Below are 17384 nucleotides of genomic sequence, written 5' to 3'. Positions count from 1 at the left end.
ACCGAGAGGGGAATCGATTCATGCGACTTCTCGTCGCTTCACCGCTCGGAGACGTCATCGAACCGACGCTGTCGACGTCGTTCCCGGCGGCGAAGGTCATCGTCGCCCGCGACCGAGCGGACGTGGTTCGCGCTGTCTCCGGCATCGAGAAACCCGACGTGGTGATCGCGGACCTGGTATGGAACGACCCCACGCAAGAGTTCCGCTTCGACGGGCTGGATGTTCTGCAGATGGTGCGCGAAAGCCGTTCCGGCACTCCCGTTCTGCTGGCCGGACAAGGTCACGGCATGGAGCAGGATCACTTGGACGAGGCCTATCACCGCGCGGACGAGATCGCGGGTGTGCACGAAAAAGCGGCGGGGATAACGGCGCTGCTCTCGGCGATCCGGCAAGTCGCCGACGGCGAACGCCTGCCGCGCCGCCCCGCGCCGAGCGGTATCCCCTCGCTCTATGAACTATTCACCGGGCGCGACGGAGTACAAGCGGGCCGGCTCGCCGGGGCGATCGCTTCCGGACGTACGTGGGACGCCGCATCCCTGGCAGCCGCGGCCGAAGTCGATCTCGACGCGGCCCATTCGCTGGCCGACGGTCATCTCGGGCAGATCATCTCGCAACGTGGCGAGAACGAAGCCAACGGAGAACTCACCCCGGCCGTCGTGTACCGCTGGTGTGGTTTACACGCGCGCTATCTGATGAGCTGGTGTCGTCGAAACGGGCACACGGAAGTACTGACGCGCGGGGACGACCGCTGATGGCGATCTGCGGACTCCCGGTGCGGATCGTGCCGTTACGTGAATCGCGGACCGAGAACATCGGCATGGCCGTTTCGGCGGCACCAACTGATCAGGTAATGCGCGTGCTCCCCGCACCAGCGGAAGACCGCGCCCTGGGTCAGGGGCGTACCCTCCGGCAACTCTTTGCGGGCGAGGATGATCGGCCCGATATAGGTATTGGTGGCCTTGTTGGCGGTGTTGAGGCCCACCTGGGCGACTTGGGCGAGAGAGTTGTAGTCCCAAGCCGATTTGGCCGCGATCGCACCGGCCAATCGGCCTGCCGTCTCGCCACGCTGTTCGGTGAACAGCGCGCACAATGCGGGCGGCCCCTGCTGCGGGGGCACGGTCTGTGCGCTGCGGCCGGTCGCGGCGCGCTGGATGGCCGCGAGCAGAGCGGGCACGCCGGATGACTTGTCGTAGAACTCGGCGATCTCGGCCGCGCGCAGCCGGGCCTCGTCGAGGTGGTCGCTCTCCATGCTGTGCCCTTGCGCGGCAAGTAGAACCTCGCTCTGCCGTTTGGTGTCACGAAGCAAGTCCAGGACATCCAAACCGTCGAAGCGGTATTCCATTTCGGGTTTGTTCCAGATCAGATCCGAGATGACCACGTCGAACCGAAAACGTCCCACGATTTGACTGCGAACCTCGTCGACATCGGAGGCCACCGCGACGGTCGATGCCGGAAAATACTGCGACAGCATGGGAGCGATGATTCCCCCCAGTGGCGAGGCGACGAGTACTCGTAAGCTCGGTTCCATATCGCGATCTTCATCGCTGCCGATACGCGTCGGCAAGACGTCGAACGTCTTTCGAACCAGTAGGTTTCATAGTTCACCGCCCCAGGCAAGATCTTGCACATCCGACCGGCTCCCGGGTTACTATGCGGCGAATCCATACCTGGACAAGTGATTAGTAGCATCGCTCGTCCATGAACCGATAATGCCGCACCATTTCGTGTTTCGATATCCACACAGTCATCGGACGCCACGGGGGCGTGCCCGCCTGCGGCCGAAATCATGCCGTTTCCGGCCGAACATTCGTCGACATCCCGAGGAAACCCCTGTAGATGGTCATCTTTCTGCTCTATGCCCTGTTTCATCTGGTCTTGCTGAGTTCGGCGGTGCTTTTCATCACCTACTGCTTCCGGGTGGTTCTCGAGCCGCACGACTCGATGGAATCCGTTCTTCGCGGATGCATGTTGATCGCCGGCGGCCTCGTCGTCCTGGCCACCCACGTCGCCGGTCTGACCGTCGCCGAGTTAGCCGTCAGCGCACTGTCCAACGCCACACCGCTCGCGCTCATCGCGGGCGCCGTCCTGCCCGCGATCGCCGGTGCCGCCGTCGGCTGGTACTTCGTGCACGTCTTCCCCAAGAGCGAAGACATCGCCAAACGCATCACGATCTTCATCGGCGCCATCGCGATCATCGAATTCCTCCTGGTATACGCCCAGGCCATCCGCACCGAGGGCCTCGCCATGGGAACCGCCGTGATCCCCAACGTCGCCTTCGTCGTCGGGATCATCATCTACATCGGCATCACCTACACCCATCACCCCGACCGCACCGACGGCCGCCCTGACAACCATTCCGACCGCCGATTCGTCCGGTGACTCAGGCAGCGGATCAGAGGAATCACACGATGCACGTGTTCTCGAAACGTCGCTGCCCGTACTGCGGCCACGTGGTGATGCTCGGCGAACTCCCGATCGTCGCGACCAATCGCATCAGACGCAGGGCCGGCGACGCCGACGGTCAGCACTCCGTCGCCCCGGCGGTGAACGTGCCGGTGTACGACGTGGTTCGTGGCTGGCCTGTCGTCGTCGAAGCTCCGTTGGATGGCACCGACGAAAGCCTTGCCAACCGGGTGCTCCAGAAAGCGCGGCCGCCCGCACTCCCTCTGCTCAGTGACGTCAAACCAGCCCTGGTCCCCCGCCGCCTGTGCAACCGATGCGCGACGCCGATGCCGGAGGATATCGACAACTACCCGATCTACACCATCGCGGTGGTGGGAACCAGCGGAGCGGGCAAAACACACTATCTGGCGAGCATGCTGCGCGAAGCTGTCTACCGGCAAGGGCTGGAGTCCTGCGACTTCGGGGAGTTCATCTTCGACAACGACAGCGGCAACCGGTTCGACAGCGACTACTTCATTCCCATGTTCCGGCAGCGAACGACCCTCCCGTCGACTCCCGAAGGCATGGACGTGGCGCGGAACCCGCTGGTGTGCAAAGTTGCTGTCGGCCCGAACGATCCGGCGCTGGTCCTGTTCCACGACATCTGCGGTGAGGATTTGGCGGACCCGCGCCGCCGCGCTTCGACAGCCGGATTCGTGCGCCGCGCGGACGCGATGATCTTCCTGGTGGATCCGCTGTCCTTGGACCGGCCGGACGGACGCGTCTGGCAGGTCGAGGGCGCTGTCGACACCGCGTACGCCAATCAGGCCAACTTGCTGAACGCGTGCCTGGAAGAGCTCGATCACGCACATCGTCAGCGGACACCGGTCGCGATCACGCTGTCCAAGTCCGATCTCGTCGCCGGGGCGCTGGGACACCCTCCGCTGTTCTCGACGCCGGCCGATATGAGTTCCGTCGCGGCCTGGTTCGGGGACGCCGAGCGGATCGACTGGGAAGTTCGGCAGGTTCTGCGCGCATTCGGCGGCAACGACCTGGTCGCGGCCGGCCGACGGCTGCCCCCCGACCTGGTCTCCTTCCACGCCGTCGCCGCCATCGGCGAGAACCCCAGCGCGGATGCCATCGACGTGCTGAAGCCGCTTCGCTGCCTGGATCCGCTCCTGATGGTGCTGCTGCGCTTACCCGAGATCAGTGGTCGCTCCGCATGACAGAGCTGGAGCAGCTCCTCTATACACGGGTGCCCCGGGGGGCGGCTGGACTCGGTCGTCAAACCGTCGCCGCGACAGATGGTTTGGCGGACCGCGAAGACGTGCTCACGCGAGCCGCGTTACAGCTGTGCCGATACACCGCTCCTCCGGACAGACATCGCGACAGCCTCATGCCGGTGTCGTACGGATGGACCGACCGCGAGGGGATGCGATTCGTGTTCCGTCGCGGCTACCTCGGGCTGGACGCGACCGGACGCCCCGGCAACTTCTACGCCCACATAGTGGCCGGACCGGTGACGGCACTTCCCGTGATCGAACTGGCGGCGCGCTTCGACTCCCCGTTCTGGTGGCGGGGACAGCTACCGGTCGGCCCCGTCCTGCCCCGAACCGGTTTGGGTGACATACCCCCGGCGCCGCTGCCTGTCCTGCATCCGGACGAGCTGTCGGACGTCGTCGCGGCGATTCTGGCGCGCGGCGGGCAACTACCGGTGATTCTGCGGAAGCCGCCGGAGGTGATCGTCGCCGCGTTCGCCGAATTGGCACGGCGGCTCCCCGAAGTCGCCGAGGGCCTCACCGTATCGACCTACGAGACATCCCGTTTCGCCGAGGAATTCGACATCACCGGCATGGCGGGCACGGAACGTCCGCGGCCCGGAATGATAGGCGTTCGGTCCACCCGGCCGGTCGCGCAACTCCACCAGGCCCAGCGCCTCATCCTCTCCGACGACACAAGCGATCGGGCCGTCGTGCGCGCTGCCGTGGAAGCGGTGCGTGGGGGCGAGGGAGGCGGAGAGGTCGTACCGCTCGATGCCGTCCTCCGGTGCATAACGGTGCTCACGACGGGAAGGCCGGATCACGCCCTGCTGGCCCTCCTGCTTCGCCGCGAAGGAGGGCTCGCGACGGTGCTCGCCCTGCCACGCGGCAGCGACATCCTCGTTGCCTTTCTCCTGGAGTCCGATCCGCCGGCGTGGAAAGCCTTGCGCCGGCTCGAGACAGTGCCCGCCGACCGCGCCGACGACTTGGCCACCCGTCTCGGCCGGGAGATAGCCGACCGATCGGCCGCGCACACGGTGGGCGCGTATGTGCGTGAGGTCAGAAGTAACCTCGGCGCCTACCGCGATACCTGCCTGCTCGCGCTGCTACACCACCTGGCACCCCACGTTCTGAACGCTGCTGATCTCGCCCTCGCCGACCGGTGCGTCCTGCTGCACGTCGCGGCGCAACGTGCGGGCACCTCCACCGTCGCCGAGGCTCTGCTGACGACGACCACCGTCGCCGATTGCCTGGTCATAGCGGACGAGGTCCGGCTCTCGGCCCGCATCCGCGCGGCCGCGCTGGCACGGGCGTTCCTGGCCACCAGAAAGGATCCGGCGTCGATCTTGGCGCGGCTGCGCGCCTCCGCAGAGCTCGCGTCCTACTTCGTCGAGGCGTTGCCTTCCGTCGCACCGCTGTACGAGGCTGTCGCCGAGCTTGATCCGCGGCTGGCCTACAGCGTCGCGATCGCCACCGCGCAGGCACTCGACACCGACCAGCGTCATGCGATCCTGGCGATCGTTCTTCCCGGACTCGACACCCGCCGCCGCCCCGGATTCCTGGCCGCGGCGCTCACCGTTCCGCCCGCGCCCGACCCGGAATGGGATGCCATCATCTCGACTGTCATAGGCGAGGATTTGGTGGTTCGCAGCCAGGACAGACAGCGTCCCGCCGGCGTGACGGAGCACCTCACCTTCCTCGCCGGCTTGAACTACGGTCCTCGATCGGCCGCGTGGACGCGGCTGCTTCGCATGCCTCGCCGTACCGCGGACCTCGAGGACGCATTGCGGGCAGCCGCAGGCCCGGCGCTGGAACCCTATCGGGCGGTGACGATACCGCTCGTGCTCCATCGCTCCCGCTTCTTGATCAAAACGCAAGAGGGGGTGGCTCACCTGATCCGAGAACTCACCCGCGACAGACTCGCCTCCACGGAGCGAGACGCCCTCGGCCTGCTGATCGACGCATGCCTGCTCGACGACACGGCCCCGTTGGCAGCAGCGATTCTGCGTCACATCTGCGCTCGGCTGGCCGGCGGCCACCTCAGCACCTTCCACCATCGACTTCGTCCGCGGGGGCTGCAAGCGCGAGCAGCCGCAATCGCCGCGGTCGTCGGCTATGTGGAAGTCGGCGCCATCCTCGGCAACGAGATCGAGGACACGGCGGTGCGCGCGTGGCTGCGCGGCATCTATCAGTCCATCGGACCGCCTCCGGCGAGAGGACGAGCCGGACGCCGTCGACGATGGAGCATCGCCGGCGGCTCGCGGACCGGCCGCGAACCCTGAACTGTGCCTTGTCATCTCGTGTCGAAGGAAGCGACCCGAGCGGAAGATCGGAACTCAGAAGCAACATCTTGCCGACTTCGGCAGTATCGAGCAATAAACCAGCGACATCACCCGGAAACGGCAACAAATCGGTCCGACGACGATAATCCAGGCCGAAAATCACTCCGAGATTCGCTGATCACTTGCCGTACCGGACTTATATGATTTTAAACCTGTGCGCCCCCCGAAACCTTGGAGCACAGTTCCCACCATCGGAAGGCCCGAGAATGGCTGAAGTGTGTCCGCAATGCAGCAAGAAGACCGGAATGGACATCGGCGAGAAGGACCGGCAGGGGTGGCAGAAATATCAGTGCCAGATGTGCAAGTTCGAATGGAAGGCCCCGAATCCCTGACCATTGTCGCGGACCGTCCGGTGCGCGGCGCGTGTCCGAATCCGACGCATGCCGGCACTCCGACCGCACAGGTTGGCATATCTCGCAGTAACCATTTTTCGTGCACCGTCACCAGGTGCATCGGGAGGGCAAACAGTGGCACATACCGTCGGTATCGATCTCGGTACCACGTTCTCAGCGGTCGCCGTCGTCGGAGCGAGCGGTAGGCCGGAGATCCTGGTCAACCGGGACGGCGAGCGACTCACGCCGTCGGTGGTCTTCTTCGACTCCGACAGCGTGCTGGTCGGTTCGATGGCCAGACGGTCCGCGGCGACCGCGCCGCTGGATGTCGCGCAGTTCGTCAAGCGGCAGATGGGCAACCCGGACTACCGGTTCGTCACTTCCGACGACCGCGCCTACTCGGCCGAGGAAGTCTCGGCGATGATCCTCAAACGGCTGAAGGAGGACGCCGAACTCGTCCTGGGGCAGGGGCAGGTCACCGACGCGGTGATCACGGTTCCGGCGTTCTTCGACGACGCGCGCAGGCGGGCGACCAAGGACGCGGGCACGATCGCCGGACTCAACGTGCTGCACGTGCTGAACGAGCCGACCGCGGCCGGATTGGCCTTCGGGCTCAACCGCGGCCGCGCCGGCACCGTCATGGTGTACGACCTGGGCGGCGGCACGTTCGACGTCACCGTCATGCGGATCGGCGACGGCGAGTTCGACGTACTCGGCACCGACGGGCTACACGAACTGGGCGGTTTCGAATGGGACAACCGGCTCATGCGGCACCTCAACGAGCAGTACATGGCCCAAGGGGGCAGCGATCTCGATGAAGCGCTCGACGCGGAGGCCGACCTGCGCGAGAAGGCCGAATTGGCCAAACGCACCCTCAGCTCGACCCGGTCCACCCGCGTGGTGCTCAGTCACGGCGGCGTCACGCGCACGCTCACCGTGACGCGCGAAACGTTCGAAGACATCACCAGCGACCTGCTGAACCAGTCGCGCGATCTGACCCACTCCCTCGTGGAGGAGCTGGGCCTGCGGTTCGCGGACATCGACCACACCTTGCTCGTCGGCGGCTCCACGCGCATGCCGATGGTGGCGACGATGCTGGAGGAACTGACCGGCAAGCCACCGCTGCGGGCAGGCAACCCCGACGAGCTCGTGGCGCTCGGCGCGGCGATCCGAGCCGAATCGCTGGGGTCCTCCAGCACGGCATGGAAGCCGGTCGTCCTCGACGTCACTTCGCAGGCGCTGGGCACGGTCGCGCTGGACGACAGCAGGGAGCCGAAGAACCACATCGTGATCCCGCGCAACACCAAGATCCCCGCCAAGGCGAGCCAGGTGTTCGGCACCGTCGCCGACGGCCAGACCGCACTACGGATCTGCGTCACCCAAGGCGACGACGAGGACATCGACTACGTCCGGTTCGTCACCGAAGGAAAATGGCCCGACGGCGGGCAGCTTTTCACCATCCCGCCCTATCCGGCGGACTCCCCGGTGCTGATCACCTTCCACTACGACATAGATCAGACCATCCAGGTCGAAATCACCGACCTCACCGCGGACAAATCACTCGGCACGTTCGAGGTCGACAACGTCGCCAATCTCAGTGCCGCCGACATTCGAGCCGCCCGCACGAAGAACGAAAATCTCGAGGTGAATTGAGCATGACCACGACAACCGAAGAGTTCGTCAACTACTACGAAATCCTGGGCCTCGCCGAGACCGCGGGCGAGGATGCCATCAAGACGGCCATCCGCGAACAGCGCAGAATGTGGAACAAGCGCGCGGGCCAATCGGATCCCGTGAAACGCGCGCAGGCCGAAGCCCGGGTACGCCACCTCGGCCAGGCCGAGCGGGTGCTGCTCGACCCCAACCAACGACGGCAATTCGACCAGCAGGCCAGACAGTATCGGCCGACGAGCAATCAGCCGGCGCCGGTGGCGCAGGGTGGCCGGGACTGGCTGACCCTCGCCCGCGAGTACTTCGAGCGCGGTAACGCCCCCTCCGCGTATTACTGTGCCCGCGAAGCGATCTCGGTCAACGGCGCCAACCACGAGGCCTGGGCGGTGCGCGCGAACTCGTCGTTCGTCATGGGAAACTACAAGGACGCCGGCTTCGAGTTCCGGGAGGCCATCAGTCTCAAGCCCGACAGCCCGGAATACCACTTCGACTACGCCGAAGCGTTCCTGGCCACCGGCGCATTGAACGAAGCGCTCGGCGAATACGAGACGGCACTGCGTCTCGCGCCCGGCGAGCCGCTCTACCGGACCGCTATCGCCAACGTCTACTTGCAACAGAACAAGAACGACAAGGCGCTGGAACTGATGGAGGACGTGGTCCGGCATCATCCGAACGAGCAGATCTTCCAGTATTACCTGGCCCTCGCGCTGGAACAGGTCAACCTCGGCATGTGGTCGGAACTGCGCAGCGGAGCGTACTGCATCACCTCCGAGGCGCAGATCGCCCTCACCCACGAGATGTCCGGCCGCGCACTGAAACTGCGGTTCGACGACGGGCCGCTGCGCGCCTCGTTGCAAGAGAACATCGAACTGGCCGAGAAGGCCGCCGAGGCGAAGTGGTTCCACAGCGGTATGGGCCCATGGGCGGTGGCCCTCATCATCGGCCTGGCCCTGATACCCATGAAGGGCATCGGATTGCTGATCGTCGCCGCCGTCATCGCCGGTTACACGCTGACCCACCGCATGCCGGTCTGGAAGCACAACTCGAAGCGGTACGACATCACCGAGCGCGGCATATGACCGCACCGCCCGGTACCGATGATCCGCTGATCACGCTGGCCGGGGAGGTCGCGCAATTGCGCGACCTGTTCCACCGCCGGTTGCTCGAGGACAAAGCGAAGAATCGAGCCTTGGACGATCTGCACGAGCAGCTCGCCCTCGCCCGCGGGGGGTTCGCCGAACAGCTGCTCGCGCCGCTGTTCCGGGAACTGCTCATGCTCGTCGATCGGGTGGCGTCGCTGCACGACGAGCACGACGAGGTGCTCGTCAGCATCGTCGACGAACTGCACGAGGTGCTCGAACGCCGTGGCGTCCGGCGTGTGCCCGCCAGGGCCGACTTCGATCCCGACATCCATGAAGCCGTCGCCGCCGCCGAGGCTCCCGGCCGGTCGCCGGGATCGGTGCTGCAAATCGTCCGCCCCGGATACGTCATGGGTGCGCGCCTCTTGCGACCGGAACAAGTCGTCGTCGCGGCTCGCTCGGCGCTATCCGAGCCCGTCGAGACGCAATCCCCTATCGAGAGGTTCGAATAATGCGCAGGTTCTTCCGCATGGCCGTTGCACTCTCCGCTTCGGCGGCATTCCTCGGCCTGGGCCTGCCGAGCGCATCGGCGGCGTCGACCACGGTGAGCGGCACGATCGGTTGCATCAACAGCGCCTCGCCGGTCGGGGTGTGGGTCCAGGCCAAGACGTCGAAATCGGGATGGGCGCAGACCAAGGTCCCGGTCCGGCTCGGCGGCCACTCCAAGGTCGACTATTCCTTCAATCTCGACAAAGGCGGCGACTACCAGGTGCACGTCGGGTGCGGGGGAACGCCGCAGAAATGGGCGAAATCTTTGAAGTCCAAGGATGTTTCGGGCACCAAGAACGATTTCCTTTGCAACGATACGGATTGGTTGTCGGTGGCCGCGTTCAACGCGCTGGTCGGCCGAATGTTCGGTCGGCCCGACCTCACCCAAGGTGTGCCCCGCGGCGAGTGCAAGCACATTCGCTGACGCGCGCCTCCGGGCACTCGGCCAGCGCGCCGACCGCAGCCCGATCCCGCTTATCGAGCACCGCCTCGGCCCTCCCAACCGGCTCCCCCAGCAGTGCGCACCTATATGGACGATTGACCAAGTTCGCGCTACCGTCTGGAAGAAGACGACGAGACGGAGCTCACATGACGGTGTCCGATCACGCGCCCGGTACGCGGGAGCTGGGGTTGGCCGAACTGGCGGCCGCGATCGCGGGTGGCGCGATCACGTCGGCCGAGGCGGTCGGCGGCACGCTGGATCGGATCGACGCGGCACAGGGCACGCTCAACGCCTTCCGGATCGTGCGCCGGGAGCGGGCGCTCGCCGAGGCGGCCGACGCCGACCGGCGGCTGGCCACCGGGGAGCGACTGCCGCTGCTGGGCGTGCCCGTCGCGGTGAAGGACGACACGGATGTCGCCGGCGAGCCGACCGCGTTCGGCTGTGGCGGCGAGTTCGCACCGAAGACCGAGGACGCGGAGTCGGTCCGCCGCCTGCGCGCCGCGGGCGCGGTGATCGTCGGCAAGACCAACACCTGCGAACTCGGGCAGTGGCCGTTCACCAGCGCCACGTGGTTCGGGCACACCCGCAATCCCTGGGACCGCACCCGGACGCCTGGCGGGTCCTCCGGCGGCGCCTCGGCAGCCGTCGCGGCCGGATTGGTCCCCGCCGCCCTCGGGTCCGACGGCGCGGGCTCGATCCGCATCCCGGCCGCGTGGACGAACCTGGTCGGCATCAAGCCGCAGCGCGGACGCATCTCGACCTGGCCGGAGGCCGAAGCGTTCTACGGCCTCACCGTGAACGGGCCACTGGCGCGCACCGTAGCGGACGCGGCGCTGCTGCTGGATGCGGCGGCCGGTCCGCACCGAGGGGACCTGCACACTCCGGAGCCGATCAGCGCCTCGGACGCTGTGGGCCGCGACCCGGGCAGATTGCGCATCGCCCTCTCTCTGCGCATTCCGTTCACCGCGACCAGAACCGCGCTCGATCCCGAGGTCGAGCGAGCCGTGCGGCGCATCGCCGACACGCTGCGCGACCTCGGGCACACCGTGACCGTGGCCGATCTGCACTACGGCATCCTGATCGGCGGCTCGTTCCTTCCGCGTTCGCTCGCCGGAATCCGACGGGTGTACCAGCGCATGCCCGGCCTCGAGGTCGACCCGCGCACCGCCGCCAACGCCCGGATCGGACGGGTTCTCGACGGCCCCGCCCTGTTCGCGGCGCGACAACTGGAACCGCTGCTACACAAGCGGATCGGCCACTTCTTCCGCGACTACGACGTCGTCCTCGCGCCCACCACCGCGACTCCACCACCGCGCGCCGAGGAAATCGACGGCATCGGCGTCAACGCCACCAACAACCTCATCACCGCGGCCTGCCCCTACACCTGGCCCTGGAACGTCCTCGGCTGGCCGAGCGTCAATGTCCCCGCCGGCTTCACCGACGCCGGTCTCCCCGTAGGGGCCCAACTGATGGGCACGGCGAATTCCGAGCCCCGGCTCATCTCCCTGGCCGCCCAGCTCGAATCCGAACTGCGATGGCATCGCCACCGCCCCGACCCCTGGTGGTGACCTGAATCCCGCCCGGGCCGTGCGGGTTCGGCACCGGACGGGCTGACGCACGCGCCGTGCCGAATCGTGCTCGGCTTTCACCGGCACGATGTACCTTGTGGATGCGCCGAGTCCCCCGCATGTGTCGGTACGGCCGCCACAGGGCCCACACGGGTTCTATGCGTCGATGCCGCGTTCTCTCGGCCGCCCCTGGAACGCGAGGAGGGCCCGATGGCCGATCGTCACCTGGTAGACGTTCATGTCTTGCCTGCGCGCGGCGAGGAGCTACTGCCGACTCGGCATCGCGAGGGCGTATTCGCAGGCCGGCGGCACCTGAGATGAGGAAGCCGCGGCGATCGGGCCGAGGACGTTGTCTTGCTGACCAGATCCGACTTGATCGCACGGGCATATGCCCGATTCGCCCAGCACTTGAGCAACGAACTCCGAAGGATCGCGAGGGCTGATGCCGAACACGGCGTCAGGCCTATCGTTCGTGAAGCCGAGGGTGCGGCTCGAGTGCTTTCCGACGCCGACAGAGGTTTTCGCCACACTTTCGATCCCGGCGACCCGTCATTCCCACGTCCGCTGCTGGGGTCAGGGGCCGCACCGCCGGATCGTTTCTATAACGGAGCACGTTTGTGGCAAGTCGATCAGGTGTTTCCCAGAGCTTTTCGCGGAAGAGAAGCCACAGCCGAGGAAGGCTATATCCGCACAGCGTCGCACAGCACCGCCGGAGACGTCGTATACCTCACCGACGGCAGTGACATCGCCGGCGTGTACGGCACGATCACGAGCTGGACCGATGTCCGTGACGGCACGATGCGGTTCCATCCCGCGGGGATGGTGTTGGGTATCGACGCCAACCGTATCCGGGTGAATCCGATGGCAGAAGAGGGGCATTCGGCAGCTGATTTCATCGAAGGTGTCAGCGACCGCGTATTCACCACTCCGGGCCGCGTCGACACTTCCAAGATCGTCAGCGTGGAATTCCAAACCTACGACGACATCATCGACAACCCGGACGTGACCCTGGTCGCCGACGGGTTCCCTGGCTTCGACGGCCTCCGGCAAGAGTCATTACGCGACCCCGCAGTAATCGCCGATCGCCTCACCACGATCGCCGACGCCGTGCGCAGGAACTACCCCACGATCGACGTCACCATCAGTGCCAACCATCTCTCCAGCGACGAAGCCATCAGAACCTTCCTCGCGACGTGAGCAAGCAGGACACGTCTCGGTTCCGCGCCGAAATCTCCGACACGTTCCAATCGGCGAAGGAGATCAACCTGGCACCGAGGTTCGCTGATCAGCATCCGGTTCGTCATGTCGAGACCAGCACCGGATGTGTGTCGCGGCAACGGCGTCCCGGATGGACCGCACCGAGCGGTCTCCCGGAAACCATCCGGGGACGCTCGAACCGCTCAGAACCCGAGCTTGCCCAGCTGTTTCGGATCCCGCTGCCAGTCCTTGGCCACCTTCACGTGCAGGTTCAAATAGATGCGGGTGCCGAGGATGTGTTCGATCTGCTCGCGGGCGTTGGTGCCGACTTCTTTGAGGCGGGATCCGCCCTTGCCGATGACGATGGCCTTCTGGCTGGGGCGCTCTACGTAGAGGAGGGCGTGCACGTCGAGCATGTCCTCGCGGTCCTCGTAGGGCAGGACCTCCTCGATGACGACGGCCAGGGAGTGCGGCAGTTCGTCGCGGACACCTTCGAGCGCGGCCTCGCGGATGAGCTCGGCCATCAGCGTTTCCTCCGGCTCGTCGGTGAGCTCGCCGTCGGGGTAGAACGCCGGGCCCTCCGGCATCTTCGAGGCGATGACGTCGACGAGAACCTCCACCTGCTCGCCCTTGACCGCCGACACCGGCACCACGTCGGCCTCGGGGCCGAGCAGCTGGGAGACGGCGAGCAGTTGCTCGGCGACCTGGTCGCGGCTCACCTTGTCGATCTTGGTGACCACGCCGAGCAGGGTGGTCTTCGGCGCCATCTGCCTGATCTGCTGCACGATCCAGCGGTCGCCCGGGCCGATCTTCTCATCGGCCGGGATGCACAGCGCGATCACGTCGACTTCCGAATACGTATCGCGCACGAGGTCGTTGAGACGCTGACCGAGCAGGGTGCGCGGGCGGTGCAAACCGGGAGTGTCGACCAGGATCAACTGCGTGTGCTCCCGGTGCACGATGCCACGAATCGTGTGCCTGGTGGTCTGCGGGCGCGAGGAGGTGATCGCGATCTTCGCGCCCACCAGCGCGTTGGTCAGCGTCGACTTGCCGGTGTTCGGGCGGCCGACGAAGCAGACGAACCCGGAACGGAATTCCCGCGCGTCAGCCACCGCGCACCTCGCCGGAGTCGGCGCTCACCGCGTCGGCCGCGTCGGCGGAGTCGTCGACGATCTCGAACACCGCGCCGTCGCGATCGGTGAAAATGATCCGCGTCTCCGCCGACACCTCACGCACCGCGGCCACACCGAAGTCGGACAACCGCCCGCCGACCACGACGGCCGCCTCGAATCCCGCTGCGCCGCTGGACAACGCCGCAGCCACGGCGGCCTGCAGCGCCGTCAGCCGCAGCGCGGTCAGCGTGACCTCACCCGCGGCATAGGTGCGGCCGTCGGTGTCCCGGATCGCCGCTCCGCTCGACCCGCCGGTGCGGCCGAGCGCGCCTCGGGCCAGCACCACCAGCTTGTTGTCCTCGGCGTCCAGTTCGGTCATTCGCTGTCTCCGTCCTCGTCGCGATCGGCAGGGATCTCCCGCTCCGATCCGTTGGCCTTGCGCTTGCCATTGGCATTGTCCCCGTTGGCCTTCCCGGCGGGGACCTTCTCGCGCGCTTTGCGTACCACCACGGTGTTCACTCGCATCCGGCCCCGGGCGTCCGCGCCGCCTTCGCCACGCAACACCAGCCCGTGCGCCTCGATCTTCGATCCGGGCAGCGGTACCCGGCCCAGCTCATGAGCTAGCAGACCGCCGACGGTGTCGACGTCCTCCTCGTCGATCTCCAACCCGTACAGCTCACCGAGATCCTCCACCGGCAACCTGGCCGAGACGCGGTAGCGGCCGTCGCCGAGATCCTCGACGGGCGGGGTCTCGTCGGTGTCGTACTCGTCGGCGATCTCTCCGACGATTTCCTCCAGCACGTCCTCGATGGTCACCAGACCAGCGATGCCGCCGTACTCGTCCACCAGCAACGCCATGTGGTTGCGCCTGCGCTGCATCTCGTCGAGCAGGCTGTCCAGCGGCTTGGAGTCGGGCATGAACACCGCGGTCCGCATCACCTCGCGCACCCGCACCTTGCGGCTGCGATCGGTATACGGCACGAGGTCCTTCAAATAGACCACGCCGAGAATGTCGTCGACGTTCTCGCCGATCACCGGGATCCGCGAATGCCCGGAACGCACCGCCAGCGACATCGCCTGTGCCGCGGTCTTGTCCGCTTCGATCCAGACCATCTCCGTGCGCGGCACCATCACCGCACGCGCCGGTGTGTCGCCGAGTTCGAAGACCGACTGGATCATGCGCCGTTCGTCGTCGGCGACCACTCCGCGTTCACTGGCCATCTCGACCACCTCGCGCAGCTCGATCTCGGAAGCGAAGGGACCGTTGCGAAAACCCTTACCCGGAGTGATCGCGTTACCGATGAGAATCAGCAACCTGCTCAGCGGGCCGAGCAGCGCGCCGATGAATTGCAGCGGTAGAGCCGCGGCCAGCGCGATGGTGTACGCGTGCTGCCGGCCCAGCGTGCGCGGGCCGACACCGATCACCACGTAGGACACCAGCACCATCACCAGCGCGGTGTCCAGCAGCGCCCAGTTCTTTCCCCAGACCGTCATCAGTCCCGCCGCCAGCAGCACCGTGGCGCCGATCTCGCACAGGATGCGCAGCAGCACCATCAGATTCACGTATCGCGCCCGGTCGGCGACGACCCGGCTCAGCCGCACGGCACCGGGCCGGTCTGCGCGCACCATGTCGTCGACGCGGGCGGGCGAGATCGTGTTCAGGGCGGAATCGACACCGGCGAAGACCCCACCCACCGAGATGAGCAGGACCGCGAGCAGAACGAGGGTCAGGAAATTCACGCGGGACCCGAGGAGTCACCCGGTGTGGTGAAGCCCGCCTTGCCCAGCAATCGCGCGTCGCGTTCGGCCAGCTCGGCGCGCCGCTGAGCTTCCCGCAGGCTCTCGTACCACTCTTCGAGCAGCCGGGCCTGCAACGCGAACATCTCCTTCTCCTCCTCCGGCTCGGCGTGGTCGTAGCCGAGCAGGTGCAGGACGCCGTGCACGGTGAGCAGAGCGAGTTCCTGATCCAGGGAGTGCCCGGCCTTGCGCGCCTGTCCGGCGGCGAACTCCGGGCACAACACGATGTCGCCGAGCATGGACGGGCCGGGTTCGGGGCTGTCGGGCCGCCCGCCCGGCTCGAGTTCGTCCATGGGGAAGGACATGACGTCGGTCGGGCCGGGTAGATCCATCCAGCGCATGTGCAGGTCGGCCATGGTGTCGAGATCGACGAGCACCATCGACAACTCCGCGGCCGGGTGCACGTCCAACCGGGCGATCACGAAACGCGCGACGCTGACCAGCTCTTCTTCGGGTACGTCGATACCCGACTCGTTGGCGATCTCGATGCTCACCCGAACAGCCTACGATCCCGGCGATCGCGTCGGCGGAGCGGAGCCCCGCCCGGCGAGACTGGTTATCGCCGATCCGACCGGTTCGCCGCGCGGCGCTGCGCCCGGTTGCCCGCGTAATGCGGAGCGACCTGCGGGCGCGTCTCGGCCTCGAAGCGGTCGTAGGCGTCGACGATGTCGGAGACCAGCCGGTGGCGGACCACGTCACTGCTGGTCAGCTCCGCGAAGTGGATGTCCTCGATCTCGGTGAGGATTTCGCTGGCGGCCCGCAGACCGGACCGGGCGCCGTGCGGCAGATCGACCTGGGTCACGTCTCCGGTCACCACGATCTTCGAGCCGAACCCGAGGCGGGTGAGGAACATCTTCATCTGCTCGGCGGTGGTGTTCTGCGCCTCGTCCAGGATGATGAACGAATCGTTCAAGGTCCGGCCGCGCATGTAGGCCAGCGGCGCGACCTCGATGACCCCGGCCGCCATCAGCTTGGGAATGGCCTCCGGATCCATCATGTCGTGCAGCGCGTCGTAGAGCGGGCGCAGGTACGGATCGATCTTCTCGTTCAGCGTGCCGGGCAGGAAGCCGAGCCGCTCCCCCGCCTCGACTGCCGGACGGGTGAGGATGATCCGGTTGACCGACTTGGACTGCAGCGCCTGAACCGCCTTGGCCATCGCCAGATAGGTCTTGCCGGTGCCGGCGGGACCGATGCCGAACACGATGGTGTTGGCGTCGATCGCGTCGACGTAGCGCTTCTGATTCAGCGTCTTGGGCCGGATGGTTTTGCCCCGCCGGGACAAGATGTCGAGGCTGAGCACCTCCGCCGGCGACTCGCTGGAGCCCTCGGTGAGCATGGACACCGTGTGCCGCACCGCCTCGGGCGTCACCACGCGGTTGCGGCCGGTGAGCGCTACCAACTGCTCGATCACCCGCTCGGCGAGCGCGACGTCGGCCGCCTTGCCGGTCAGGGTCACGGAGTTGCCGCGGACGTGAATGTCCGCGTCGAGCAGCGTTTCCAGCTCACGAAGGTTCTGGTCGGCCGAACCGAGGAAGGGGAACACGGATTCGGGAGCGAGTTCGATACTCGAGCGCACGGTGCGCGCTGCGGGACCCGAACCGTTGTCGCCGGCGCCGATGCCTGCCGCTGGGGTAGTCGGGTCGCCGATCTCGCC

Annotated in this window: 16 protein-coding genes; 10 read left to right on the top strand and 6 right to left on the bottom strand. The window is 66.5% G+C overall.

Annotated features, from left to right (window positions below; genetic code table 11):
- Positions 1–20 precede the first annotated feature (20 nt).
- Positions 21–752, top strand: coding sequence for a response regulator (locus tag ACFU5M_RS21175; protein ID WP_379051736.1), 732 nt, complete (start codon positions 21–23; stop codon positions 750–752).
- Between the two features lie 35 nt (positions 753–787).
- Here the strand turns inward: ACFU5M_RS21175 and ACFU5M_RS21170 are convergent, their stop codons facing one another.
- Positions 788–1564 (bottom strand): response regulator, encoded by a 777-nt coding sequence (locus tag ACFU5M_RS21170; protein WP_379051734.1) that lies wholly within the window; start codon positions 1562–1564, stop codon positions 788–790.
- Positions 1565–1836: 272 nt separating this feature from the next.
- On the opposite strand from ACFU5M_RS21170, the gene ACFU5M_RS21165 reads away from it, so the two are divergent.
- From ACFU5M_RS21165 to ACFU5M_RS21125, 9 genes are all read left to right on the top strand, one after another.
- Positions 1837–2379: a hypothetical protein gene (locus ACFU5M_RS21165; RefSeq protein WP_379051732.1), complete on the top strand. Its 543-nt coding sequence runs from the start codon at positions 1837–1839 to the stop codon at positions 2377–2379.
- A gap of 29 nt (positions 2380–2408) precedes the next feature.
- Positions 2409–3608, top strand: a complete 1200-nt coding sequence (locus tag ACFU5M_RS21160; protein WP_379051730.1) for a hypothetical protein — start codon at positions 2409–2411, stop codon at positions 3606–3608.
- Positions 3605–5923, top strand: coding sequence for a hypothetical protein (locus ACFU5M_RS21155; RefSeq protein ID WP_379051728.1), 2319 nt, complete (start codon positions 3605–3607; stop codon positions 5921–5923). The genes ACFU5M_RS21160 and ACFU5M_RS21155 overlap by 4 nt, the downstream gene beginning before the upstream one ends.
- Before the next feature lie 527 nt (positions 5924–6450).
- Entirely contained in the window at positions 6451–7968 is a 1518-nt protein-coding gene (locus ACFU5M_RS21150) for an Hsp70 family protein (RefSeq protein ID WP_379051725.1), read from the top strand.
- Positions 7969–7970: 2 nt separating this feature from the next.
- On the top strand, positions 7971–9065 hold the full coding sequence (locus ACFU5M_RS21145; RefSeq protein WP_379051724.1) for a tetratricopeptide repeat protein: 1095 nt from the start codon (positions 7971–7973) through the stop codon (positions 9063–9065).
- A complete protein-coding gene (locus ACFU5M_RS21140; RefSeq protein ID WP_379051721.1) occupies positions 9062–9577 on the top strand; it encodes a nucleotide exchange factor GrpE in 516 nt (171 codons plus the stop codon). The genes ACFU5M_RS21145 and ACFU5M_RS21140 overlap by 4 nt, the downstream gene beginning before the upstream one ends.
- A 17-nt stretch (positions 9578–9594) precedes the next feature.
- Positions 9595–10038 (top strand): hypothetical protein, encoded by a 444-nt coding sequence (locus ACFU5M_RS21135; RefSeq protein ID WP_379051719.1) that lies wholly within the window; start codon positions 9595–9597, stop codon positions 10036–10038.
- 164 nt (positions 10039–10202) lie between these two features.
- Positions 10203–11624 carry an amidase gene (locus tag ACFU5M_RS21130; RefSeq protein ID WP_379051717.1) on the top strand — a complete coding sequence of 474 codons (1422 nt, stop codon included), beginning with the start codon at positions 10203–10205 and terminating at the stop codon, positions 11622–11624.
- Between the two features lie 495 nt (positions 11625–12119).
- The gene (locus ACFU5M_RS21125; protein ID WP_379051715.1) at positions 12120–12821 is read left to right on the top strand and encodes a hypothetical protein; all 702 of its coding nucleotides are present in this window, start codon (positions 12120–12122) and stop codon (positions 12819–12821) included.
- Positions 12822–13024: 203 nt separating this feature from the next.
- On the opposite strand, the gene era is transcribed toward ACFU5M_RS21125, so the two are convergent.
- The 5 genes from era to ACFU5M_RS21100 all read right to left on the bottom strand — a co-directional run bounded on the left by era (position 13025) and on the right by ACFU5M_RS21100 (position 17348).
- Positions 13025–13933 carry a GTPase Era gene (era, locus tag ACFU5M_RS21120; RefSeq protein ID WP_379051712.1) on the bottom strand — a complete coding sequence of 303 codons (909 nt, stop codon included), beginning with the start codon at positions 13931–13933 and terminating at the stop codon, positions 13025–13027.
- Positions 13926–14312 (bottom strand): cytidine deaminase, encoded by a 387-nt coding sequence (locus tag ACFU5M_RS21115; protein ID WP_379051709.1) that lies wholly within the window; start codon positions 14310–14312, stop codon positions 13926–13928. Before ACFU5M_RS21115 ends, era begins: the two co-directional genes overlap by 8 nt.
- Complete coding sequence (locus tag ACFU5M_RS21110) at positions 14309–15673, bottom strand: hemolysin family protein (RefSeq protein WP_379051706.1); 1365 nt, start codon at positions 15671–15673, stop codon at positions 14309–14311. The genes ACFU5M_RS21115 and ACFU5M_RS21110 overlap by 4 nt, the downstream gene beginning before the upstream one ends.
- Complete coding sequence (gene ybeY, locus ACFU5M_RS21105; RefSeq protein ID WP_379051704.1) at positions 15670–16224, bottom strand: rRNA maturation RNase YbeY; 555 nt, start codon at positions 16222–16224, stop codon at positions 15670–15672. The genes ACFU5M_RS21110 and ybeY overlap by 4 nt, the downstream gene beginning before the upstream one ends.
- A 62-nt stretch (positions 16225–16286) precedes the next feature.
- Complete coding sequence (locus tag ACFU5M_RS21100) at positions 16287–17348, bottom strand: PhoH family protein (protein ID WP_379051755.1); 1062 nt, start codon at positions 17346–17348, stop codon at positions 16287–16289.
- Positions 17349–17384 lie beyond the last annotated feature (36 nt).

Origin of the sequence: Nocardia sp. NPDC057455, from assembly GCF_042802775.1 — a bacterium.
Lineage (GTDB): Bacteria > Actinomycetota > Actinomycetes > Mycobacteriales > Mycobacteriaceae > Nocardia.
The sequence above is the reverse complement of the archived record's forward strand: the minus strand, read 5'-3'. Positions and strand labels throughout refer to the sequence as shown.